The sequence below is a fragment of the Actinoplanes sp. CA-051413 genome, assembly GCF_050955795.1.
Classification (GTDB): Bacteria; Actinomycetota; Actinomycetes; order Mycobacteriales; family Micromonosporaceae; genus Actinoplanes.
In genome coordinates this window covers 8,182,832-8,203,053 of record NZ_CP192100.1, presented here as the reverse complement: position 1 = coordinate 8,203,053, position 20,222 = coordinate 8,182,832, and the positions used below count along the sequence as shown (strand labels likewise).

Sequence of the window (20,222 nt, the reverse complement as noted above, 5' to 3'; positions counted from 1 at the left end):
CCATGAGCTCACGTGTGGTGGTACTGACCGGTGCGTCCAGCGGGATCGGCCGGGCCGCCGCGCTGGCCTTCGCCGCGCGAGGGGACCGGCTGGTGCTCGCCGCCCGGGGCCTGGCCGATCTGGAGAAGGTGGCCGCGAGCTGCGGCGGGAGCCCGCTGGTGGTGCCGACCGACATCAGCGTACGGGCGCAGGTGGAGGAGCTCGCGGACGCCGCCGTCGACCGGTTCGGCCGCATCGACGTGTGGGCCGACAGCGCGGCGGTGATGGCGTACGGCAAGTTCGAGGACGTGCCCGCGGAGGTCTTCGACCAGGTGGTCCGGACGGATCTGCTCGGTTCCGCGAACGTCGCCCGGGCGGCGTTGCGGGTGTTCCGGAGTCAGGGCCACGGGACGGTGATCCTGTGCGGCTCGCTGCTCGGGCACATCACCGCGCCGTACATGTCGGCGTACGTGACCTCGAAGTGGGGTCTGCGCGGCCTGGCCCGGACCCTGCGGCAGGAGACCCGCGACGCGCCGGACATCAACGTCTGCCAGCTCGTGCCGGGCAGCGTGGACACGCCGATCTACACGAGCGCGGCCAACTACGCCGGTTTCGTGGGCCGTCCGCCGCCGCCGGTGGACTCCGCCGAGCGGATGGGCGCGGGAATCCTGCGGCTCGCCGACCGCCCTCGCCGGGAGCTGTCGGTCGGCGCGGCCAACCGGTTCACCGAGCTGGGTTTCAAGGCCATGCCGCCGGTGTACGACGCGCTGGTCGGGCCGATGATGGGCCGGCTGGGCCTGAGCCGGCGCCGGGTCGCGCCGGACGCCGGCAACGTCTTCCGGGCCGCCGGCCGGGTCGAGGGTGGACCGGCGCGCTGGGGCCGGCTGCCGGTCGCGGCGCTCGCCGCCACCGCGACGGCGCTGGCCTCGACCACGGTGGCGGTCGGCGTGCGCCGGCTGCGCCGCGGGGCTTGAGTCGTCCCCAGGGGCGGGGTGCACACTCGTACGCATGACCGTGCGGGAGCTGCGGGGCCTGACGATCGGCGAGTTCGGCCGGCGGTCCGGCCTGTCCGTCAAGGCGTTGCGCCTCTACGACCTGTCCGGTCTGCTGCCACCGGCCGAGGTGGACCCGGTCAGCGGCTACCGCCGGTACGCCGTCAGCCAGCTCGACCGGGCCCGCCGGATCAGTCTGCTGCGCCGACTCGACATGCCGCTGGCCGTCGTCGCCGAGGTGCTGGCCGGCACCGACGAGGAGGCGGTGGTACGGCTCGACCGCTGGTGGGCGGCGCAGGAGCAGGCCACGGCGGCGAAACGGGGCAGCATCGGCTGGCTCCGCGTCCAGCTCGCCGCGGCCACCCAGCCCGCCATGACGTACGAGGTGCACCGGCGGGCAGTGCCGGACACCAAGGTCGCGTCCATCCGGCGGGCCACCGACCAGCAGGGACTCGCCGGCACGATCCACGAGCTCCAGTGGCGGGTACGCGACCAGCTGGCCGGCGCCACCACCACCGCCGAGCACTGGGTGATCTACTACGGTTTCGTGACCCCGGACAGCGAGGCCACGGTCGAGGTCTGCGTGCCGTTCACCGGGCCGGCCGAGCCGGCGGGCACGATGGTGATCCGGCTGGAGCCCGCGCACACCGAGCTCTACACCACGGTCGCCCGCGACGACTGTTTCTATCCGCGGATCATGCAGGCCTACGACACCCTGGCCCGGCACGTCGACGCCGAGGGCCTGGTCCTCAATGCGCCCGTACGCGAGATCTACCTGGCCGACTGGCACAGGATCGCCGGCACCGACCCGTTCGTGCATGTCGCCCAGCCCGTGGGTCCCTGACCGCGGCGCCCTACCGGACGAGTAGCTCGACCAGCCGGTCCAGCTCCGCCGACGGGTTCACCGCCAGGCCCATGTGCACCGGACCGGCCTGCAGGATCGTGCTGCGCGGGGCGACCATCCAGCGGAAGCGCTCGCCCAGCTTCATCTCGCGGGCCGCGCCGCCGTCCGCGCCCCCGGCACAGGTGATCTCCCAGGACTGCAGCGACGCCCGGATGCCGTCCAGGTCGGCGTTGGGATCCAGGGCGAGCAGCCGCGGCTCGTGCAGGTGGGTGCGGGCAGCGAGGAAGTCGAGGCGCTGGCAGTAGAGGACCACGCCGACGTTGATGAACTCGCCGCGCTCGACCCGGGGGACCGCGCGGACGATCGCGTACTCGTAGGGGACCCTCATGCCGCGATCCCCGGCAGCCAGGCGGCGGGCTCGGCGGCCCGGGCCACCAGGTGGTCGAGGTAGGCGTGGCGGGCCTCGCCGGACGAGGCGAAGTCGAACTCGGCCAGCCACTCGTCCGGGACCAGGTCGATGACCTCGGCCAGCAGCGCGGGCGTGAGCTGGGCGGCCAGCTCCGGGCCGGCGGTCGCCAGGGCGGTCGCGTACGGCTTCAGCACGTGGTCGTCCCACTTGTACGCCCGGTGCACCACGTTCGCCGCACGCGGCCAGTTGTGGTGGAAGTACAGCGTCGCGCCGTGGTCGATGAGCCAAAGCCCGCCGTGCCAGATCAGCAGGTTGGGGTTGCGCCAGCTGCGGTCCACGTTCTCCACGAACGCGTCGAAGGCCAGCGTGCGCGAGGCCAGCTCGGCGTCGACCGGGTGGGCCACCGGGTCGTAGCCCAGCGCCCCCGGCAGGTAGTCCATCCCCAGGTTGGCGCCGGCGCTGGCCTTGATCAGCTCCTGCACCTCCTCGTCGGGCTCGGCCCGCGCGACGACCGGGTCGAGCTGGGTGACGACGAGCTCCGGCACGGGCAGGCCCAGCCGGCGGGCCAGCTCACCGGAGATGACCTCGGCGACCAGCGCCTTGGGGCCCTGGCCGGCGCCGCGGAACTTGACCACGTACGTGCCGAGGTTGTCGGCCTCGACGATGCCGGGCAGCGAGCCGCCCTCCCGCAGCGGGGTGACGTAACGGGTGGCGATGACCTCGGACAGCACGCCGCTCACCCTAGCGGGCGGCGTGCCGGCCTCGGGTCAGGCGGCGTCCGGGCCGCGGCGGCGCAGGTCCTCGACCTTGGTCATGGCGTCGCGCAGCTCGGTGAGCCACTCCTCGGTGTGCTCGCCGACCAGCTTGACGCACCAGGCCAGCGCCTCGGAGCGGCTGCGGGCCACGCCGGCGTCGACCAGGGTGTCGAGCACCTGCCGCTCGGGCTGGCGCAGCCGGGTCATCACCGGGGCGGAGAGGTGGGTGAACAGCTCCTCGGTGTCGCCGCAGCGCACACCCCAGCTCACCTTGCGCTGGTAGCGGTGCTCGACCTGGAGGGCGACCTTGATCCGGCCGTCGCGGGTGTCCTCGCGGAACTGGTGGATCCGCCCGGACTGCGCGGCGGAACGGTCGGCGTCGGTGGCGTCGGCGCCCAGGTCGGGCGTGGGCACCCGGCCCCAGATGATGATCTCGTCGCGGTCGACGACGACCTGGGGTGGCTCGGTGAACCAGCCGTCGGGCGTCGCCCCGGTGATCCAGGCGGCGGCGTCATCGGCGGCGGGTGGCTCGGTGCGGGCCCCGGAGGGTGGACGGAAACGCATGGGAACCTCCAAGCGAAGCGATGATTACATGCTTACACCGTTGCTCCGCTTGCGCCAGGAAACGCGTTCAGCTCTCAGAGGACAAAGGCATCGGTCCACAGCTGGCGAGAGCGCCCGGACAGGGCGTCCATCAGCGCCACGGCCTGGCTGTCGGTCAGGGCGGCCACGAAGTCGATCACCGCGCGGCCGCGCGCCCGGTAGATCCGGTCCGGGGTCCCCTCCGGCAGCTCCGCCTCGGCCAGCTCCACCAGGTCCCGGATCCGCCGGGGGAGACGCTCGGTCTCGTCCGGGTCGGCCAGCCAGGCCAGCAGGGCCTCCACCAGCGAGCCCAGCAGCCGCGCCTGGCCCCGCTGGTGCAGCGCCAGATCCGGGCGGGCCAGCACGAACCTGTTCTGCACGAACTTGAGCACCTGCACCTCGTGCCACTGGGCCGGAGCCAGCAGGACGTGCCCCGAGCGCACCGCCGGCGTGTCGGTCACCTCGATCGACTCGACCAGGCGCCGGGTCCAGTTCGCCGAGAACGCGGCCACCTGCGCCTCCGCGTCCAGCGAGCCGTCGAAGGCCTCGGCCAGCAGGCCGTCCACCAGCTCGGCGCGGACGTGCTCCACCGCTGCGGCGAACGCCTCGTCGTCACTGATCCAGCTGTCCTTGCGGTGCAGCTGGCGGCGCAGCGCCTCGATCGAGCTGCCCGGGCGGCGCTGGGCGAGGGTCAGGTCCTCGTCCGGGACCTCCCGGAACGACGAGCGCTGCCACGCCATCAGCTCCGCCGCCACCGAGCCCTGCTGCAGCACCCCGACCCGGTGCACGTCCTCGAGGTCGTGGATCGCGTACGCGATGTCGTCGGCCGTGTCCATGACCGAGGCCTCGGCGGTCTGCTGCCAGTCGGCGACCCGTCCGGCGAACGGCAGCCGGGCCTGCACCATGTCCTCGACCTCGGTGGTGTACGCGCCGAACTTCAGCGAACCGCCGTCCGGGTCGTCCGGTGGCGCCGCCGCACCGCGCGGCGGCGGTTCCATGAACCGGGGATGCGGCGCCGGGTGGGTCCGGCGGGTCCACGGGTACTTCAGGATGGCCGCGCGGGTGGCGGCCGTGAGGTTCAGCCCGATGGTGGCCTGGCCCCGGATCTCGGTGCTGGTGACGATCCGGTACGACTGGGCGTTGCCCTCGAAGCCGTCGCGCAGCCCCAGCCGCTGCCGGGCGAGCTGGTCCAGCACCCGCTCGCCGAGGTGGCCGAACGGCGGGTGCCCGAGGTCGTGCGCGAGCGCCGCGGCCTCGACCACGTCGGGGTCGCAGCCGCCGAGCTTGTCCAGCACGTCGGCGTAGCGGGGGTTCGCGGCCAGGCGTTCCGCGATCGCCCGGCCCACCTGGGCCACCTTCAGGCTGTGCGTGAGCCGGTTGTGCACCAGCAGGCCGGCGCCGCCGGGGCTGATCACCTGGGTCACGCCGCCGAGGCGGGCGAAGAACGGCGAGCTGACGATCCGGTCCCGGTCGACGCGAAAGGGGCTGGTGGCGAGGTCGCCGGGGGCGACGAGGCTGTCGCCGAAGAGGCGCCGGGCGCGTGGATCGTCCATGCGCCCGACGCTAACGCACCGGATTACCGGGACTGGAGCGCGTCCAGGGCTACCGACATCGCGGCGACCAGCCGGCGGTCCAGCTGCGGGTCGTGGATCGTCACGACATACTTGTCGCGCAGGCCCCACTTCTTGACCACGGAGAACGCCGGGCGGCCGTTCAGCAGGAACTCGAAGTGGTACGGCAGCCAGGACAGCGAGTCGACGAAGCGGCGCAGGATCGCGACGGTCAGGTTCGTCTCCCGGCCGATCATCTCGCCGTAGCCGGGCTGCTCCAGGTGCCACGTCGAGCGCAGCAGGGATTCCTTGAAGTTCTTCCGGAACAGGCCGATAGGACTACCGGAGGCGTCCGTGATGTCGTAGGTCGCGCCGAGGTCGAGGACCTGACGGGCCTTGAAACCGAGGACGGGAGTGGTCTTGGTGTCGTCGGTGTAGAGAGTCACCTGCTCCTTGAACGCCATCCGCTTCTGCTGGGCGAACGCGAGCACGCCGGCCTCCGAGCCGTCCGGGGCGACGGCGTGGACCTCGTACTGGTTGACCATCAAGCGGACGCGCTGACGCACGATGAGCTGCTGCTGGGTCTGAAGGGTGTCGACAGTCACGGCGGCAGTGTGACATACCAGCGCTTTGCTGAGGAGATCCTCAGCACGACGGTGGCGCCGGGTGCCGGTGGGCGGTCAGACTTGCAGCCGGACAGAACTGACACGGAGGATCTCGCATGGCGAAACAGGCAGACGGCCGTCGAGGGCGCACCGGGGCATTGGTGGCCCTGGCACTGGGGGCCGCTGCGGCCTGGGCCGCTCGTGACATCCCCGCGCAGATCGGCGGCCGCAAGATCGGGGCCCGCGCCGACGGCGAGCGCGGCGAGCGGTACACCCGTTCCCCGCAGTTCTCCGACGGCAAGTTCCGCAACACGGTGCCGGCGACAATGGTGACCGCGGGCTCGATGCCCCGGATCCTGGCCGCGACGCTGACCGACCGCGACCGCCGGCACCCGAACCAGCCGATCCCGGTGCTGCGCCCCGAGTTCGGCGGCGACCCGGGCGGGCTGCACGTCACCTGGTTCGGCCACTCGTCGGCGCTGGTCGAGATCGAGGGCCGCCGGGTCCTGCTCGACCCGGTGTGGAGCGAGCGCTGCTCCCCGTCCCGGCTGACCGGCCCGAAGCGGCTGCACGAGCCCCCGCTGGCGCTGCGCGAGCTGCCGCCGATCGACGCGGTGCTGATCTCCCACGACCACTACGACCACCTCGACATGGACTCCATCCGCAACCTGGTGGACCTGCAGGCGGCGCCGTTCCTGGTGCCGCTGGGCGTCGGCGCGCACCTGGAGCGCTGGGGTGTGCCGGCCACCCGGATCATCGAGCTGGACTGGGACGAGCGGGCGACCGTGGCGGGCATCGAGTTCGTCGCGACCGCCGCCCGGCACTTCTCCGGCCGCGGCTTCACCCGCGACGAGACCCTGTGGTCGTCCTGGGTGATCGCCGGGCCCACCCGCAAGGCGTTCTACTCCGGCGACACCGGCTACTTCCCGGGCTTCGCGCAGATCGGCGAGGAGCACGGCCCGTTCGACGTGACGCTCGTGCAGATCGGCGCTTACGGCGACGCCTGGCCGGACATCCACATGGTGCCCGAGGACGGCGTCGCGACCCACGTGGACGTGCAGGGCGGTCTCATGATCCCGGTGCACTGGGGCACGTTCAACCTGGCGCTGCACGACTGGCCGGAGCCGGCCGACCGCACCTGGCGCGAGGCCAAGGCGCGCGACGTGCGGCTGGCGGTCCCGCGGCCGGGCGAGCGGGTGGACGTCGACAACCCGCCGGCCGTCGACGGCTGGTGGCAAGCTATCGCCTGAGGATCAAGATCAAGATCTTGAACCTCATGTCGTAGGTCCGTGCGTGGTGCAGACCGTCGCTCCCGCCGATTGCCGACTGATTGCATGGTGAGAACCCGCCGCCCTCGAGGGCGGCGGGTTCCTTTTTGGCGCCTTGCCTTAGGTAATAGGTATTAGCGTCTTGACCGGCGGGCTCGGACCGGCTGACGATGTCACTCAGCCGCAACTAATGCGTATTACCTTCGTAACCGAGGGGAACAGATCGTGACTGTGACGCGGAGGCGCGTGACGCAGCAGGACATCGCCAGGATGACCGGGGTCAGCCAGGCCACCGTCTCGCTGGTACTCAACGGGCGGGACGACGCCGACGTCCGGATCGCCCCTGAGACCCGGGAACGGGTGCTGCAGGCCATTCGCAGCACCGGCTATGTCGCCGACCCGATCGCCCGCCGCCTCGCCGCGCGGCACAACCGGATCCTCGGCGTCTTCACCTACGAGTCGGTGTTCCCGGCCGGGCTCGGCGACTTCTACCACCCGTTCCTGGCCGGGATAGAGGAGTGCGCGGAGCGGGTCGGCTGCGACCTGCTGCTGCTCACCAGCGCGCCGGTGATCGACGGGCGGCGCCGGATCTTCCACCAGGACAACCGGCTGCGGCTCGCGGACGGGTGCGTGCTGCTGGGTCGCTCGCTCGATCCGGCGGAGCTGGCCCGGCTGCTCGCCGAGGGGCAGCCCTTCGTCAGCGTCGGGCGCCGCGACGACGCCGGTGGTCCGGTGCCCTACGTGGGTGCGGATTACCCGGGCGCCACCGCGGCCCAGGTGCGCGCTGCTGTCGCGCTCGGGCACCGGCGGCTCGCCTACGTGGGCGAGGGCGCCGGCCCGGAATCGCACGCCGACCGGCTGCGCGGTTTCGCGGCCGCGGTCGCGGAGGCCGATGTGGACGGGCGGCACCTGGCCATCGCCGGGTCCTCGCCCGCGGTCGCCCAGTCAGATGTGGACGGGCGGCACCCGGCCATCGCCGGGTCTCCGCCCGCGGTCGCCCAGGCCGACGCGGACGGCCGGCGTCAGGCCGTCGCCGGGTTCTCGGCCGCGGCGGTGCTGGACGCGATCCTCGCCGACGGGCGTACCTGTGTGTTCGTCGAGGAGTTCGCCGACGGGGTGGTGCTCGCCCAACTCGCCGCCGAGCGCGGTCTGCGCGTACCCGAGGAGCTGTCGTTCGTGGCTCTCGGCGACCCGACCCGGCCGGCGGCGACCGACATCGACTTCACCGGCTACCGGATCCCGCGCCGGGAGATGGGCTGGCAGGCGGTGGAGGTGCTGGCCGCCATGCTCGAGGGGACCACCGCGGTGACCCAGCGGATCCTGCCCTGCGAGCCGGTGGCCGGCGCGACCCTGGCGGCGGTGGCGCATGCGTGAACTGCGCGCGGACGTCGTCGTCATCGGCGGCGGGCTCGGCGGGGTGGCGGCCGCGCTCGGCGCTCTGCGGGCCGGGCGGTCGGTGCTGCTGACCGAGGAGTACGAGTGGCTCGGCGGCCAGCTGACCAGCCAGGCCGTGCCGCCCGACGAGCACAGCTGGGTCGAGCAGTTCGGTGTGACGGCGAGTTACCGGGCACTGCGGGACGGCATCCGGGAGTACTACCGGCGGCACTACCCGCTGACCGAGCGGGCGCGGCGTATCCCGGACCTCAATCCCGGCGCCGGGCACGTGAGCCGGCTGTGTCACGAGCCGCGGGTCGCCGTCGCGGTCATCGAGGCGATGCTGGCGCCGTACCGTGGGTCGGGTCTGCTCCGGGTTCTGATGGGTTTTGTGCCCGTCGCGGCGGAGACCGACGGTGATCGGGTCACCGCGGTCACGGTCCGCGGGCCGGGCGAGGAGCTGATGCTCAGCGGTCCGTACATTCTGGACGCGACCGAGACCGGCGAGCTGCTGCCGCTGACCGGCACCGAGTACGTCACCGGGTTCGAGTCGCAGGCCGAGACCGGGGAGCCGAACGCGCCCGACGTCGCCGACCCGGGCAACATGCAGGCGTTCTCGGTCTGCTTCGCGATCGACCACGTGGACGGCGACCACACCATCGACCGGCCCGCGGCGTACGACTTCTGGCGCGACTACCAGCCGCCGTTCTGGGGCGCGAGGATGCTTTCCTGGCAGACGCCGAACCCGCGCACGCTGGCCACCTCCACCCGGTCGTTCACCCCGAACCCGGACGACGACCCGTGGCTGGTCCAGGCCGATCAGCGGGTCAACCCCGGCGACGGCAACCTGTGGACGTTCCGGCGCATCGCCGCCCGGCGCACCTTCACCGACGGTTCCTACCCCAGCGACATCTGCCTGGTGAACTGGCCGATGATCGACTACTTCGAGGCGCCGATCATCGACGTGCCGGACGCCGCCCACCACGTGCAGCGGGCGCGGGAGCTGTCCTACAGCGTCCTCTACTGGCTGCAGACCGAGGCGCCGCGCCCGGACGGCGGCACCGGCTGGCCCGGGCTGCGGCTGCGCGGCGACGTGACCGGCAGCGCCGACGGGCTGGCTCAGGCGCCGTACATCCGCGAGTCCCGTCGTATCCGCGCCGAGTACACGATCGTCGAGCAGGACCTGTCGCTGGCTGTACGCGGCGACAAGGGCGCGGTCTCGCACCCGGACTCGATCGGCGTCGGCATGTACCGCATCGACCTGCACCCGTCCACCGGCGGTGACACGTACATCGACGTGGGCTCGTGCCCGTTCGAGATCCCGCTCGGCGCGCTCATCCCGCGGCGCGTGGAGAACCTGCTGCCCGCCGGCAAGAACATCGGCACCACCCACATCACCAACGGATCCCACCGCCTGCACCCCGTCGAGTGGAACGTCGGCGAGGTCGCCGGCATCCTCGCCGACTTCTGCCTGGCCCGCGCGGTCACCCCGCGCGCGGTCCGCAACACCCCGGCCCTGCTGGCCGACTTTCGTCAACGCCTGACCGCCGACGGCGTCGAGCTGCGCTGGCCCGACATCAGCGGTTACTGAGGAAGGACCCCACCGATGAAAGCAAGGGCACTCATAGCGGCAACGGTTCTGCTCGGCGGACTCGCGGCGTGTGGCAGCGACTCCACCTCGGACGGCCCGCTCACCCTGCGGATGACCACCTGGTCCGCCAACGAGGCACACGTCAAGCTCTTCACCGATTTCGCCGCGGAGTACAAGACCACCCATCCCGACGTCACCGTGCAGTTCGACGCGTTGCCGTTCGAGAACTACACGACCACGCTGACCACCCAGATCGCCGGCGGCAACGCGCCCGACCTGGCCTGGATCCTGGAGGGGTCGGCACCCGACTTCGTCTCCTCGGGCGCCCTCGCGCCGCTGGACGGAAAGGTCGAGAAGGAGTCCGACCTGGTCCCGGCGGCCACCAAGCTGTGGCAGGCGGACGGCAAGCTCGCCGCGTACCCGTTCTCGACCTCGCCGTTCGGGGTCTTCGTCAACACCGACCTGGTCAAGGACCTGCCGGCCGGGGACAAGTGGACGTGGGAGAACGCGATGGCGGCCGCCGCCGGCGCGGCGAAGGCCAGCGGCAAGCAGGGACTCGTCGTCCGCGACTTCGACTACAAGGCCTGGGACAACCTGGCCAGCATCTTCAACGGCTGGGGCGCCGAGGCGTGGAGCGCCGACGGCAAGACCTGCGGCTTCAACCAGCAGCCGATGGTCGACGCGATGACCTTCATCCACAAGGCGATCTTCACCGACAAGGCGATGCCCGGCCCCGGCGTCGCCGCGGACTTCTTCGCCGGTGAGTCGGCGATGACGATCACCCAGATCTCCCGGGCCTCTTTGCTCAAGGAGGCGAAGTTCAAGTGGACCCTGGTGCCACTGCCGGCCGGCCCCAAGGGCGAGTACGCCGTCATCGGCCAGGGCGGGCTCGGAGTGCTGAAGAAGGGCAAGAACGCCGACGCCGCCGCCGACTTCCTGGCGTTCTTCACCAACGAGGCCAACTCGGCCAAACTCGCCCAGTTCTTCCCGCCGCCGCGCCGCTCGCAGCTCACCGCGGCCACCCTGGCCAAGTCCAACCCGCTGCTCAAGCCCGAACAGCTCCAGGACGTCGTCATCGACGGCATCTCCACCGGCGTGGTCAAGCCCAGCCACCGCGACAGCGCCGAGATCGGCCAGGCGGTCCGCTCCGCGCTGGACCCGCTGTGGAAGGCCGACGCCCAGGTCAAGCCGGTGCTGGACGGGGTCTGCGCGGCGATCCAGCCCCTCCTGGCGAAATGAGCACCCTCACCGCGGTGCGGTCCCCGGCCGAGGAGACCCGGCCGAGGCCCGCGTACTGGACGACCCGGCGGCGTGACCGGCTCACCGGCTACCTGTTCATCGCGCCGCAGCTGCTCGGCACGGTCGTCTTCGTGCTGGTCCCGCTGGTGCTGGTCGGCTGGTACAGCCTGCACGAGTGGAACGTGCTGGCCGACACCTTCGACTTCGTCGGCACGGACAACTACCAGCGGCTGCTCGACGACCCGAAGCTGCCGTCGGTGCTGCGGGCCACGCTGCTCTTCTCGGCCGGCCTGGTGCTGCTCAACCTCGCGCTGGCGTTGCTGCTCGCGGTCCTGCTGAACCAGAAACTGCGCGGCACCACTGTCTTCCGGGTGCTGTTCTTCTCCCCGGTGGTGGTGTCGCTGGTCGCCTGGACCATCGTGTGGCACTTCATGCTCCAGTCCAACGGCGGCATCAACGGGCTGCTCGACACCATCGGCGTCCAGGGCCCGAACTGGCTGCGTTCCGGCGGCACGGCGATGGCGGCGGTGGTCGTGGTGCAGGTCTTCAAGAACGTCGGCCTCAACATGGTGCTGTTCCTGGCCGCGCTGCAAGGGGTGCCGCAGGACCTCTATGAGGCCGCCCGGGTCGACGGGGCCAGCCGGTGGACGGCGTTCCGGCGGATCACCCTGCCGCTGATCAGCCCCACGATTCTGCTCACCTCGATCATCACGGTGGTCGGGTCGTTGCAGGTCTTCGCCCAGATCGCCGTGCTCACCCAGGGCGGGCCGGGCACGTCCACCACGGTGCTCGTCTACTACCTGTATCAGCAGGCGTTCCAGTTCCACACCTTCGGCTACGGCGCGACGCTGTCGGTGCTGCTCTTCCTCATCGTCCTGCTGCTCACCGTCGTGCAGTGGCACCTGCGCAAGAGGTGGGTCTTCCATGAGCAATAGGGCCAAGGTCGCGCTGTACGCCGTCCTGCTGGTGCTCTGCGTCCCGTTCGTGTTCCCGACCTGGTGGATGGTCACGTCGTCGCTGAAGCCGAACGCGGAGATCTTCGCCTTCCCGCCGCGGCTGTGGCCCGGTGACCCGTCCCTCAAGGCGTGGGGCGACGTGTTCACCATGCAGCCGTTCGCCCAGCAGTACTGGAACAGCGCGTACATCGCGGTCGTGGTCACGGTGGGCACGCTGGTGGTCGCGTCGATGGCCGGCTACGCGTTCGCCCGGATCCGTTTCCCCGGCCAGAACGCCCTGTTCCTGGTGGTACTGACCGGCCTGCTCATCCCCAGCGAGGTGACGATCGTCCCGCTGTTCCGGATGTTCAACGGGCTCGGGATGATCGACACTCACTGGCCGCTGATCCTCGTACCGATCTTCGGGGCGCCGTGCGTGCTGGCGACGTTCATCATGCGGCAGTTCTTCATCACGCTGCCGGCCGAGCTGGAGGAGGCGGCCCGGATGGACGGCCTGGGCCGCCCGGCGATCTTCCGCCGCATCGCGCTGCCGCTGGCCAAACCGGCCCTGGGCGCGGTCGCCATCTTCACCTTCCTGCACAGCTGGAACCTGTACCTGGAGCCGATCGTGTACCTCTCCAGCAAGCAGAAGTTCACCCTGCCGCAGGCGCTGACCCAGTTCACCGACGTCTACCAGGGGCCACTGTGGAACGTGCAGCTGTCGGCGGCCTCGATGACGGCGATCCCGGTGCTGATCGTCTTCGTGATCGCCCAGCGCCAGTTCATCGAGGGACTCGCCCACACGGGCCTGAAGGGCTGAGTCTCAGTCGGCGTACCAGGAACCGGCGGCGGCCCGGACCGTCCAGTCGCCGCCGGGCAGGGGAACCGTCAGGGTCACGTCGTCGGCGGTGACGTCCAAGCCCGGTCGGCCGGCGAGAGTCAGGCCGTCCGGAATGACGGTCAGGGGAGCGCAGCCCAGCGGTTCGCTCAGCAGGATCACGACGATCGTGTCCCGGTCACCGCGCCGGGCGTCCAGGTGGATGACGGTCTCGCCGGCGGCGACATCCACGAAACGCAGCCGGCCGCCGGTGAAGTCCAGCTCGGCCGGCAACCGCCCGGCGGTGCTGACCGTGATCCGGCTCGGGGCCGGTGGTACGGCGGCGCCGGGCAGCTCGGGCACCTCGAGCGGCAGATGCCGGCCGACGATCCGCAGCAGGGCCCGGGCCTGGCTGTCCTCGGTCTCCAGCATCGTGCGGACCCGGCGCGCCGCCCAGCGGGCCCGCAGCGCTGTGGGGGTCACGCGGAAGAGCTGGGCGTTCAGTCCGCCGCAGAGGGTGGCGGCCGCGGCCAGCTCCCAGCGCCGCAGCAAGCCGGCGTAGCGCATCCGGCGTAACTGCCACATGATCGTGAGCTGCAGGACGCCCAGCACGTCGGCACCGCGCGCGGCGAGCTCGGGCAGTTCGGGGGCGTTCTCGCGGATGCCTTCCTCTGAGGCTTGAGCCGCCGCCGACCCGGACCAGTCCATGTCGTCGGGATACCAGAGGAAATCCCGGCCCGCGAATCGCAGTGCTGAGCTTTCGAGACTGACCTCGTCCGGCGCGGTCACGACGACGGTCGGCTCTCCCTTCAGCCGCACCGAGCCGTGCTCTGCGTGTGGGAAGACCGCGGACGTCAGCTCGCCGACGTGGAAGTACAGGGCCGGCGGGGCCGGGCTGTCCGCGGTGTGTGGCCGGCTGTCCGCGGACAGCGTGGGTGGGACCGGGCTGTCCGTGGGATATCGCCGGCTGCTCGCGGTGAGTTTGAATGCCCCGCTGATCCGCTGCGGATCGCCGCCGCGCACGTCGATCCGGGCGCCGGCGAGAGTGCCGCCAGTCAGGTCGTAATCCGCGCGGATCAGCTCGGCGGCCTCGGCCGTCAACGGCTGCGGCACCGGGATGAGCCTGCCGTCCTGAGTCCGGGACGGGCGGCGGTCCCGCTCCGGACCGAGCAACGCGACCGGATCGTGCCCGAGCCCGTCGAGATGACCGGCCATCCACTGCCGGTGCTCGTCCCCGGCCGCGAACCCGAGCCGGCGCCATACAGCGCGCGCCGCGGAACGCCGGGTCCACGGGGGAGCGGTCCCCGCGGCCACGGCAGGCAGCAGATGGTTGTCCCACAGGTCGAACTGACCGATGAGGAACTCCCGATCGAGCGACCGGGGACGCTCGGCCGCCGCAGCCACGTCGGCGTACGTGCGATCCAGCAGCAAGCCGAGAGCGCCGGCCTCATCGGCCCGCCCGGTCCACATCATGGGGGCACTCTGCCAGGTCCGGCAGCACCGGACCACAGATCCGCATACCCGACATGCCCCGGGTTTTCCCCACGCACGGACCTGGCAGGGTGAGGGTGGCCGTTCATGAGCCGCCAGGCGATTGGTCACCCTCGCCCGGTGTCGGCGGGAGCGACGGCTGGTGCCATGCAACCAGGCACGACATCGCCTTGATCTTCGCTCTGGCTCGGGGCGTCCGTCGTTGTCAATGGCCGGCGTCGTAGGCCGCGGCGGCGAACGTCAGGATCAGGAAGAGTGCGCCGAAGACCAGCGGCCTGGTGTGTCCCCAGGCGATCTTGCGCTTGGCCGGCAGGTCGCGCTTGACCGACCGGACGTCACGCCAGGCGGCGTGGGCCCGGCCGATGCGGTAGCCGATGATGATGACGGTGGCGGCGGTCATGACCGTTGCGACGCTCACTGCGGAACTCTGGTGGTAAGGCATTGCCGTCCCCCTGGAGATGCGTAGCGGTGCCCGACGCCACTCAGTGTGGGTCGCGGCACCGCCACGGACCAGAGGATTAATCGGTCTTAAGAGCGATGAATCCGAATTAACGGTACGGAGGGCGACATACGTTTTCTGTCGCTTATCCGATCCCTTGTTCCGGTACGCAGACCTTGACGGCGGCCGGGGCGACCTGCACGCGGATCTTCTTGACCGCTTCCCGGGCGCCACCGTCCAGCTCGTACATCAGCGGCTTCTTCAGCTTGACGTCGATGCGCCGGGCCCGGGTCATGTGCACGAACGGCGAGTCCTCGGAACGGCCCACGGCCATCCGGCCCATTGTGCGCGCCCACTGCGTCACGCCGCGGGCCGTCGCGACGCCGACGTCCAGCCAGCCGTCGTCCGGCTTCGCGTCGTCGAAGGCCTTGATGCCGCCGGTCACCGTGCTGACGTTGCCGACCAGTACGCAGCTGGCGTCTTCGGCGAACCACGGGGTGCCGTCCACCTTGATCGTCGCCTTGGGAGCCTCGCCGTTGAGGTGGCGCAGGCCGGTGTAGACGTACGAGAGCTTGCCCAGCCGGTCCTTCAGCTTGCCGTCCGCGTCCTGGATCATGGCGCCGTCGAAGCCGATGCCGGCCATCACCGCGAAGTGCTCGCCGTTGAGCACGCCCAGGTCCAGCTTGTGCCGCCGGCCGTGGAACGCGATCCGGACCGCCTCGGCCAGGTCGTGCGGCACACCGAGGTTGGTGGCCAGCAGGTTCGCCGTGCCGGCCGGGATGATGCCGACCGGGACCTTGGCGCCGCCCTTGGTGCGGGCGACGGTGTCCAGGCTGCGCTGCACCATGCCGTCCCCGCCCCACACCAGCAGCAGGTCCGGTTCCTGGGCGAGGGCCTTGCGGACCTGCTTGGGCGCCTTGCGACTCTTGGGCACCTCGTGCCAGTCGAGCTCGTCGACACCCTCGTCGGTGATGAGCCGGCGCAGCTCGTCGAGCCCGCCGCCGAGAGTCTTGCGCCGGTGGGCGACCACGGCGACTTTCCGGGGATTCCGCATGGCACCGGCGTTTACCCGATGCCACACATTCCTACGCCCATGGCGGTGGGCGCGGCTCCGAACTGGCCCTCAGCTCCCGCGGATCATCTGGATCACGTGGTGGACGATGGCCACCACCGATGCCAGGACTGATCCGATGGCGGAGAGCAGACGAAGAACGGACCCGGGTCGGGTCCGCTTCGTCGCGATCATTGTGCGGGTGACGCCTCGGCGATGGGGCGTCAGGCGGTGCGCCTCGCGGCGCGCGAGCCGGTGCTCGACGCTGCGGGGCCGGGGTCGATTCCGTCGTGTCATCGGGCCGCTCCCTCCCGAACGAGCGGCACGACGATGCCCTTTTTAGCTACGTCTGGCCGCTATATCAGGATGAGGCATGGCGGGCGGCAGCACAAGACATATGGATGATAGCTAATTCGCAACCTGCTACCTGGCACCTCAAGAGGGAGGGGCGGCCGCGGTGGCCGCCCCTGCTCCCACGCTGCGGATCCTCAGTGCACGCTCTCGCGCATGCGCTGCTCGGCGGCCGCGCTGCGGATCACCATCAGCCGCAGCTCCAGCTCGTCCGACACCATCGACGCCAGGTGCTCCAGGGCGGTCAGCTGCCGCTGCGTCACCTCGCGGGGGCGGTTGTCGATCACGTTGACGGTGCCCAGCCGGTAGCCGTCGTGGGTGCGGATCGGGGCCGCGGCGTAGAAGCGCAGACCCAGCTCGCCGCGTACCAGCGGGTGCTCCAGCGTGCGCGGGTCGACCGCGGCATTGTTGATCACGTAGACGTCGTCCTGGGCGATGACCGAGGCGCACAGGCCCGGCTCCTTGCCGACCTCCCGGACGCCGGTCAGGCCCTGGCAGGCGGCCAGCCAGACCCGGTCCTGCTCCACCAGGGACACCGTCGCGATCGGAGCGTCGAAGATGGCGCCGGCCACGAAGGCGATCCGGTCGTACGCGTCCTCCACCGGCTGGTCGACCAGCCGATAGCGGCGCACCGCCTCGAGCCGGCGCTGCTCCTCGGGGTCGACGCTGTCCAGGTATTCATAGGCGTTGCCCGATACGGGGCTGCTGTTCGTCATGGGACCCACCTCACGCAATGATCGCTCGCGGTCACTGAGAGCCTAGTGAAAGCAGGCAGGTCATTCGCAATGGGCGCAGCCGCCAAAATGGCCACGATGATCGCGGCGAGCGCGAATGTCGCACAAATTGTCAGGCGCGGTCAGTCCTCGTCGTCCTCTTCGGTGCGGGGCAGCGCGCGCAACCGGACCCGGGTGATCGCCCGGCCGGTCACCTCGACCACCTCGGCGGTGAACTGCGGCAGGGTCACCACCTCACCCGGCTCGGTCGGGATGTGCCCGAGCACCGCGAGCACCATGCCGGCGACGGTCGTGTAGTCGCCCTCGTCGCCCGCGTTGTCGAAGCCGATGTCGGGCAGGTCGTGGATCGGGAACGACCCCGGCATCAGCAGCGCGCCGTCCGCCTCCTTGACCACCGACTGCACGTCCCGGTCGGTCTCGTCGTAGATCTCCCCGACGATCTCCTCGACCAGGTCCTCCATGGTGATGATGCCGTCGATGGCGCCGCGCTCGTCGACCACGAGGGCGATCTGCTGACGCTCCAGACGCATCTGGCGCAGCGCGTCGGAGACCCGCAGCGTCTCCGGCAGGAACAGCCCCGGCCGGGCCACCGCGTCGACCGGGCCCTGCGCGCCCACCAGGTCCCGCAGGTGGACGACGCCGAAGACGTCGTCCAGCCCGGCCGGCCCGACGACCGGCGCGCGGGAGTGCCCGCCGGCGATGAGCTGGCTCAACGCCTCCGGGGCGGCCAGCCCGGTCGCGAGGGTCAGCACGTCGCGGCGCGGCACCAGGATCTCCCGCAGGATCCGGTCGGCGATCTCGAACGCACCGCTGATGATGGTCCGCTGCTCGATCGAGAAGTCCTGCTGCGCCGCGACCATGTCGCGGATCTCCTCGGTGCTGACCTCCTCGCGCTGTGCGGACGGGTCACCGCCGGCCAGCCGGACCAGCAGGTTGGTCGCGACGCTGAGCAGCCAGACCGCGGGCCGGGAGATGGTCGACAGGATGTCCAGCGGGCGCGCCACCAGCAACGCCCAGCCCTCGGTGCGCTGCATGGCGATCCGCTTCGGCGCCAGCTCACCGATCACCAGCGTGACGAACGTCAGCACGATGGTGACGATCACGATGGCGGCCGGCTCGGCGGCCGAACCGAGAAAACCCAGCGGTTCGACGAGCGGCCGGGACAACGAGACCGCGGCGGCCGCCGAGGCCAGGAAGCCGGCCAGCGTGATACCGATCTGAATGGTGGCCAGGAACCTGTTCGGATCCCGGGTCAGCCGGCCCAGCACCCGCCCGCGCCGGGAAGCTCGTTCCAGCTTGTGCACCTGGCTGTCACGCAACGACACCAGCGCCATCTCGCTACCGGAGAAGGCCGCGTTGACCAGCACCAGCACCAGCACGAGCAAGACCTGCCCGCCTATGCCATCCACGACAGTTTCAGCCCCTCAGGCGTTCGGATCACGAGCCCCACAGGCTATAGACACTCGGTTACCGCCGCGCGGCGGCAGGCAGGAAAAACAGTTCAAACCCGCTTTTCCAGGTACGTGATCCCGACCGGCGCCGCCCCCGGCCCCCAGCCGGACTCGACGTACCCGAGACCGCGGTACAGCCGGAGGTTGGCCGCACTGGTGGCGCCGGTGAACAGCTCGAAGCGGTCGACCCGGCCGGCCAGCGCCTCCTCGACGGCAGTCGTCAGCCGCCGTCCGAGCCCCTGTCCCTGCAGGTCGGGAGCCACCGCGAGGCGGCCGATGTGCCCGGTGCGGCCGGCCACCCGGGCGCGTACCGAGCCGACCAGCCGGTGCCCCAGCCGGGCCACGAGCACCACCGTGTCCGGGTCGGCCAGCACGGCCCGCACCTCGTCCAGGGTCTCGGTCAGCGGCGGCAGCGTGAACGAGTTGTTCAGCGCGCCCTCGGCCAGGAAAGCGGCCCGCTGCACGGTGAGCACCTCACCGGCGTCGGCCGGATCGGCCGCCGCGATGGTGATCTCCATCAGCTGACCTCGTCGGCCCAGACGCGCCAGTCGTCCAGCACGCCGAACAACGCGGGCGTCAACCAGCCCGGAGCGGACCGCTGGAAGACACCCGGCTCCATCCCGCCGGCACCGTCCGGCAACGCGCCGACCAGGTGCGGAACCAGCTCGGTCAGGTTGGCCCAGTGCACCAGCTCCGGCTCCGCCGGCCACGCACCCAGCACCACCTTGGCCGGCACCCCCCGGCGATCCAGCGCCTCCAACGTCAGAGCGGTGTGGTTGAGCGTGCCCAGCCCGGCCCGGGACACCACAATCGTCCGGCCCCCGAGCGTGGTGGCGAGATCGGCGACGGTCCAGGCCTCACCCGAAGGACGGACGCCCATCGGCACCAGCAGGCCACCGGCGCCCTCGACGAGCACCAGATCGTGCTTGTCCGCCTCGGCCCGGATCGCGTCCACGACCTCGTAGAGCTCCAGCGGCTCCATCCCGGCGACCTTCGCGGCGGCGAGCGGAGCCAGCGGCTCGGGATAGGACGCCAGGGTGCGCGCGGTGTGCGGATGCGCGAGCCGGGTGATCAGGTCGATGTCGGTGGGGCCGCCGCCGGCGGTGCCGGTCTGGCCCGGCTTGACCACGGCCACCCGCAGGCCGGCGGCCTGGGCGGCGGCCGCGATGGCCGAGGTGACGATGGTCTTGCCCACGTCGGTGTCTGTGCCGGTGACCAGGACGATGCCGCGCCACTCGCCGGCTTCGGCGGGGCGGGCGGCGGAGCGGGTGGCCGGCTCGGGCTCGGCAGCGACGGTGGCCCGGATCGTCTCGGGGGAGAGATCGGCGTCCGCGGGGGAGGCGGGGCCTACTCCGGGCGAGACCGGCACCGGCATGGCCGGTTCGTTCGGGCGGTCCGGCTCGGGGTCGGGTTGGGGCTCGCCTGGCTGAGGGCTCTCCGGCTGATGGCCCGGCCGGGGTTCGCCCGGCTGGTGACCTGGCCGGGGTTCGCCCGGCTGATGGCCCGGCCGGGGTTCGCCCGGCTGGTGACCTGGCCGGGGTTCGCCCGGCTGATGGCCCGGCCGGGGTTCGCCCGGCTGGTGACCTGGCCGGGGTTCGCCCGGCTGGTGACCCGGCCGGGGTTCGCCCGGCTGGTGACCTGGCCGGGGTTCGCCCGGCCGGGGTTCGTCCGGCTGATGGCCTGGCCGCGGGGCGCCGGGGAAGCCGGGGCCTGGGATCGCCGGGGAGACAGGCGCGGGCACTGCGGGGGAGACCGGGCGGGGATC

20 protein-coding genes are annotated in these 20,222 nt (G+C 71.3%); 8 read left to right on the top strand and 12 right to left on the bottom strand.

Features of this window, described 5'->3' with window-relative positions:
- Positions 1 to 2 precede the first annotated feature (2 nt).
- Together ACQP2Y_RS38635 and ACQP2Y_RS38630 are read left to right on the top strand one after the other, a co-directional pair.
- Entirely contained in the window at positions 3 to 953 is a 951-nt protein-coding gene (locus ACQP2Y_RS38635) for an SDR family NAD(P)-dependent oxidoreductase (RefSeq protein ID WP_433721308.1), read from the top strand.
- A gap of 34 nt (positions 954 to 987) precedes the next feature.
- Positions 988 to 1,815, top strand: a complete 828-nt coding sequence (locus tag ACQP2Y_RS38630; protein WP_433721306.1) for a MerR family transcriptional regulator — start codon at positions 988 to 990, stop codon at positions 1,813 to 1,815.
- Positions 1,816 to 1,825: 10 nt separating this feature from the next.
- Here ACQP2Y_RS38630 and ACQP2Y_RS38625 read toward each other — a convergent pair whose 3' ends face one another.
- The 5 genes from ACQP2Y_RS38625 to ACQP2Y_RS38605 form a co-directional block, all read right to left on the bottom strand.
- A complete protein-coding gene (locus tag ACQP2Y_RS38625) occupies positions 1,826 to 2,203 on the bottom strand; it encodes a DUF3037 domain-containing protein (protein ID WP_433721305.1) in 378 nt (125 codons plus the stop codon).
- A complete protein-coding gene (locus tag ACQP2Y_RS38620) occupies positions 2,200 to 2,955 on the bottom strand; it encodes a HipA family kinase (protein WP_433721304.1) in 756 nt (251 codons plus the stop codon). Before ACQP2Y_RS38620 ends, ACQP2Y_RS38625 begins: the two co-directional genes overlap by 4 nt.
- Before the next feature lie 36 nt (positions 2,956 to 2,991).
- Entirely contained in the window at positions 2,992 to 3,543 is a 552-nt protein-coding gene (locus tag ACQP2Y_RS38615; protein ID WP_433721303.1) for a hypothetical protein, read from the bottom strand.
- Positions 3,544 to 3,617: 74 nt separating this feature from the next.
- Positions 3,618 to 5,114: a deoxyguanosinetriphosphate triphosphohydrolase family protein gene (locus tag ACQP2Y_RS38610; RefSeq protein WP_433721302.1), complete on the bottom strand. Its 1,497-nt coding sequence runs from the start codon at positions 5,112 to 5,114 to the stop codon at positions 3,618 to 3,620.
- Between the two features lie 23 nt (positions 5,115 to 5,137).
- Complete coding sequence (locus tag ACQP2Y_RS38605; protein WP_360833944.1) at positions 5,138 to 5,716, bottom strand: hypothetical protein; 579 nt, start codon at positions 5,714 to 5,716, stop codon at positions 5,138 to 5,140.
- 116 nt (positions 5,717 to 5,832) lie between these two features.
- Between ACQP2Y_RS38605 and ACQP2Y_RS38600 the strand changes: the two genes are divergently transcribed.
- From ACQP2Y_RS38600 to ACQP2Y_RS38575, 6 genes are all read left to right on the top strand, one after another.
- Positions 5,833 to 6,966: an MBL fold metallo-hydrolase gene (locus ACQP2Y_RS38600; protein ID WP_433721301.1), complete on the top strand. Its 1,134-nt coding sequence runs from the start codon at positions 5,833 to 5,835 to the stop codon at positions 6,964 to 6,966.
- A gap of 264 nt (positions 6,967 to 7,230) precedes the next feature.
- A complete protein-coding gene (locus ACQP2Y_RS38595) occupies positions 7,231 to 8,358 on the top strand; it encodes a LacI family DNA-binding transcriptional regulator (protein WP_433721299.1) in 1,128 nt (375 codons plus the stop codon).
- Positions 8,351 to 9,949 carry an FAD-dependent oxidoreductase gene (locus ACQP2Y_RS38590; RefSeq protein WP_433721298.1) on the top strand — a complete coding sequence of 533 codons (1,599 nt, stop codon included), beginning with the start codon at positions 8,351 to 8,353 and terminating at the stop codon, positions 9,947 to 9,949. The genes ACQP2Y_RS38595 and ACQP2Y_RS38590 overlap by 8 nt, the downstream gene beginning before the upstream one ends.
- Positions 9,950 to 9,964: 15 nt before the next feature.
- Positions 9,965 to 11,188, top strand: a complete 1,224-nt coding sequence (locus tag ACQP2Y_RS38585) for an ABC transporter substrate-binding protein (RefSeq protein WP_433721296.1) — start codon at positions 9,965 to 9,967, stop codon at positions 11,186 to 11,188.
- Positions 11,185 to 12,123 (top strand): carbohydrate ABC transporter permease, encoded by a 939-nt coding sequence (locus tag ACQP2Y_RS38580; protein ID WP_433721294.1) that lies wholly within the window; start codon positions 11,185 to 11,187, stop codon positions 12,121 to 12,123. Before ACQP2Y_RS38585 ends, ACQP2Y_RS38580 begins: the two co-directional genes overlap by 4 nt.
- A complete protein-coding gene (locus tag ACQP2Y_RS38575; protein WP_433721292.1) occupies positions 12,113 to 12,943 on the top strand; it encodes a carbohydrate ABC transporter permease in 831 nt (276 codons plus the stop codon). Before ACQP2Y_RS38580 ends, ACQP2Y_RS38575 begins: the two co-directional genes overlap by 11 nt.
- 3 nt (positions 12,944 to 12,946) lie before the next feature.
- On the opposite strand, the gene ACQP2Y_RS38570 is transcribed toward ACQP2Y_RS38575, so the two are convergent.
- From ACQP2Y_RS38570 to bioD, 7 genes are all read right to left on the bottom strand, one after another.
- Positions 12,947 to 14,413 carry a hypothetical protein gene (locus ACQP2Y_RS38570; RefSeq protein ID WP_433721291.1) on the bottom strand — a complete coding sequence of 489 codons (1,467 nt, stop codon included), beginning with the start codon at positions 14,411 to 14,413 and terminating at the stop codon, positions 12,947 to 12,949.
- Between the two features lie 223 nt (positions 14,414 to 14,636).
- Entirely contained in the window at positions 14,637 to 14,849 is a 213-nt protein-coding gene (locus ACQP2Y_RS38565) for a hypothetical protein (protein WP_360549498.1), read from the bottom strand.
- A 166-nt stretch (positions 14,850 to 15,015) separates the two neighbouring features.
- Complete coding sequence (locus ACQP2Y_RS38560; RefSeq protein ID WP_433721289.1) at positions 15,016 to 15,924, bottom strand: diacylglycerol/lipid kinase family protein; 909 nt, start codon at positions 15,922 to 15,924, stop codon at positions 15,016 to 15,018.
- A gap of 485 nt (positions 15,925 to 16,409) precedes the next feature.
- Positions 16,410 to 16,988 carry a GAF domain-containing protein gene (locus tag ACQP2Y_RS38555; protein ID WP_433721287.1) on the bottom strand — a complete coding sequence of 193 codons (579 nt, stop codon included), beginning with the start codon at positions 16,986 to 16,988 and terminating at the stop codon, positions 16,410 to 16,412.
- Between the two features lie 140 nt (positions 16,989 to 17,128).
- Positions 17,129 to 18,415 (bottom strand): hemolysin family protein, encoded by a 1,287-nt coding sequence (locus tag ACQP2Y_RS38550; protein ID WP_433721285.1) that lies wholly within the window; start codon positions 18,413 to 18,415, stop codon positions 17,129 to 17,131.
- A 92-nt stretch (positions 18,416 to 18,507) separates the two neighbouring features.
- A complete protein-coding gene (locus tag ACQP2Y_RS38545) occupies positions 18,508 to 18,975 on the bottom strand; it encodes a GNAT family N-acetyltransferase (protein ID WP_433721283.1) in 468 nt (155 codons plus the stop codon).
- Positions 18,975 to 19,832, bottom strand: a complete 858-nt coding sequence (gene bioD / locus ACQP2Y_RS38540) for a dethiobiotin synthase (protein ID WP_433721281.1) — start codon at positions 19,830 to 19,832, stop codon at positions 18,975 to 18,977. The genes ACQP2Y_RS38545 and bioD overlap by 1 nt, the downstream gene beginning before the upstream one ends.
- Between the last annotated feature and the right edge of the window lie 390 nt (positions 19,833 to 20,222).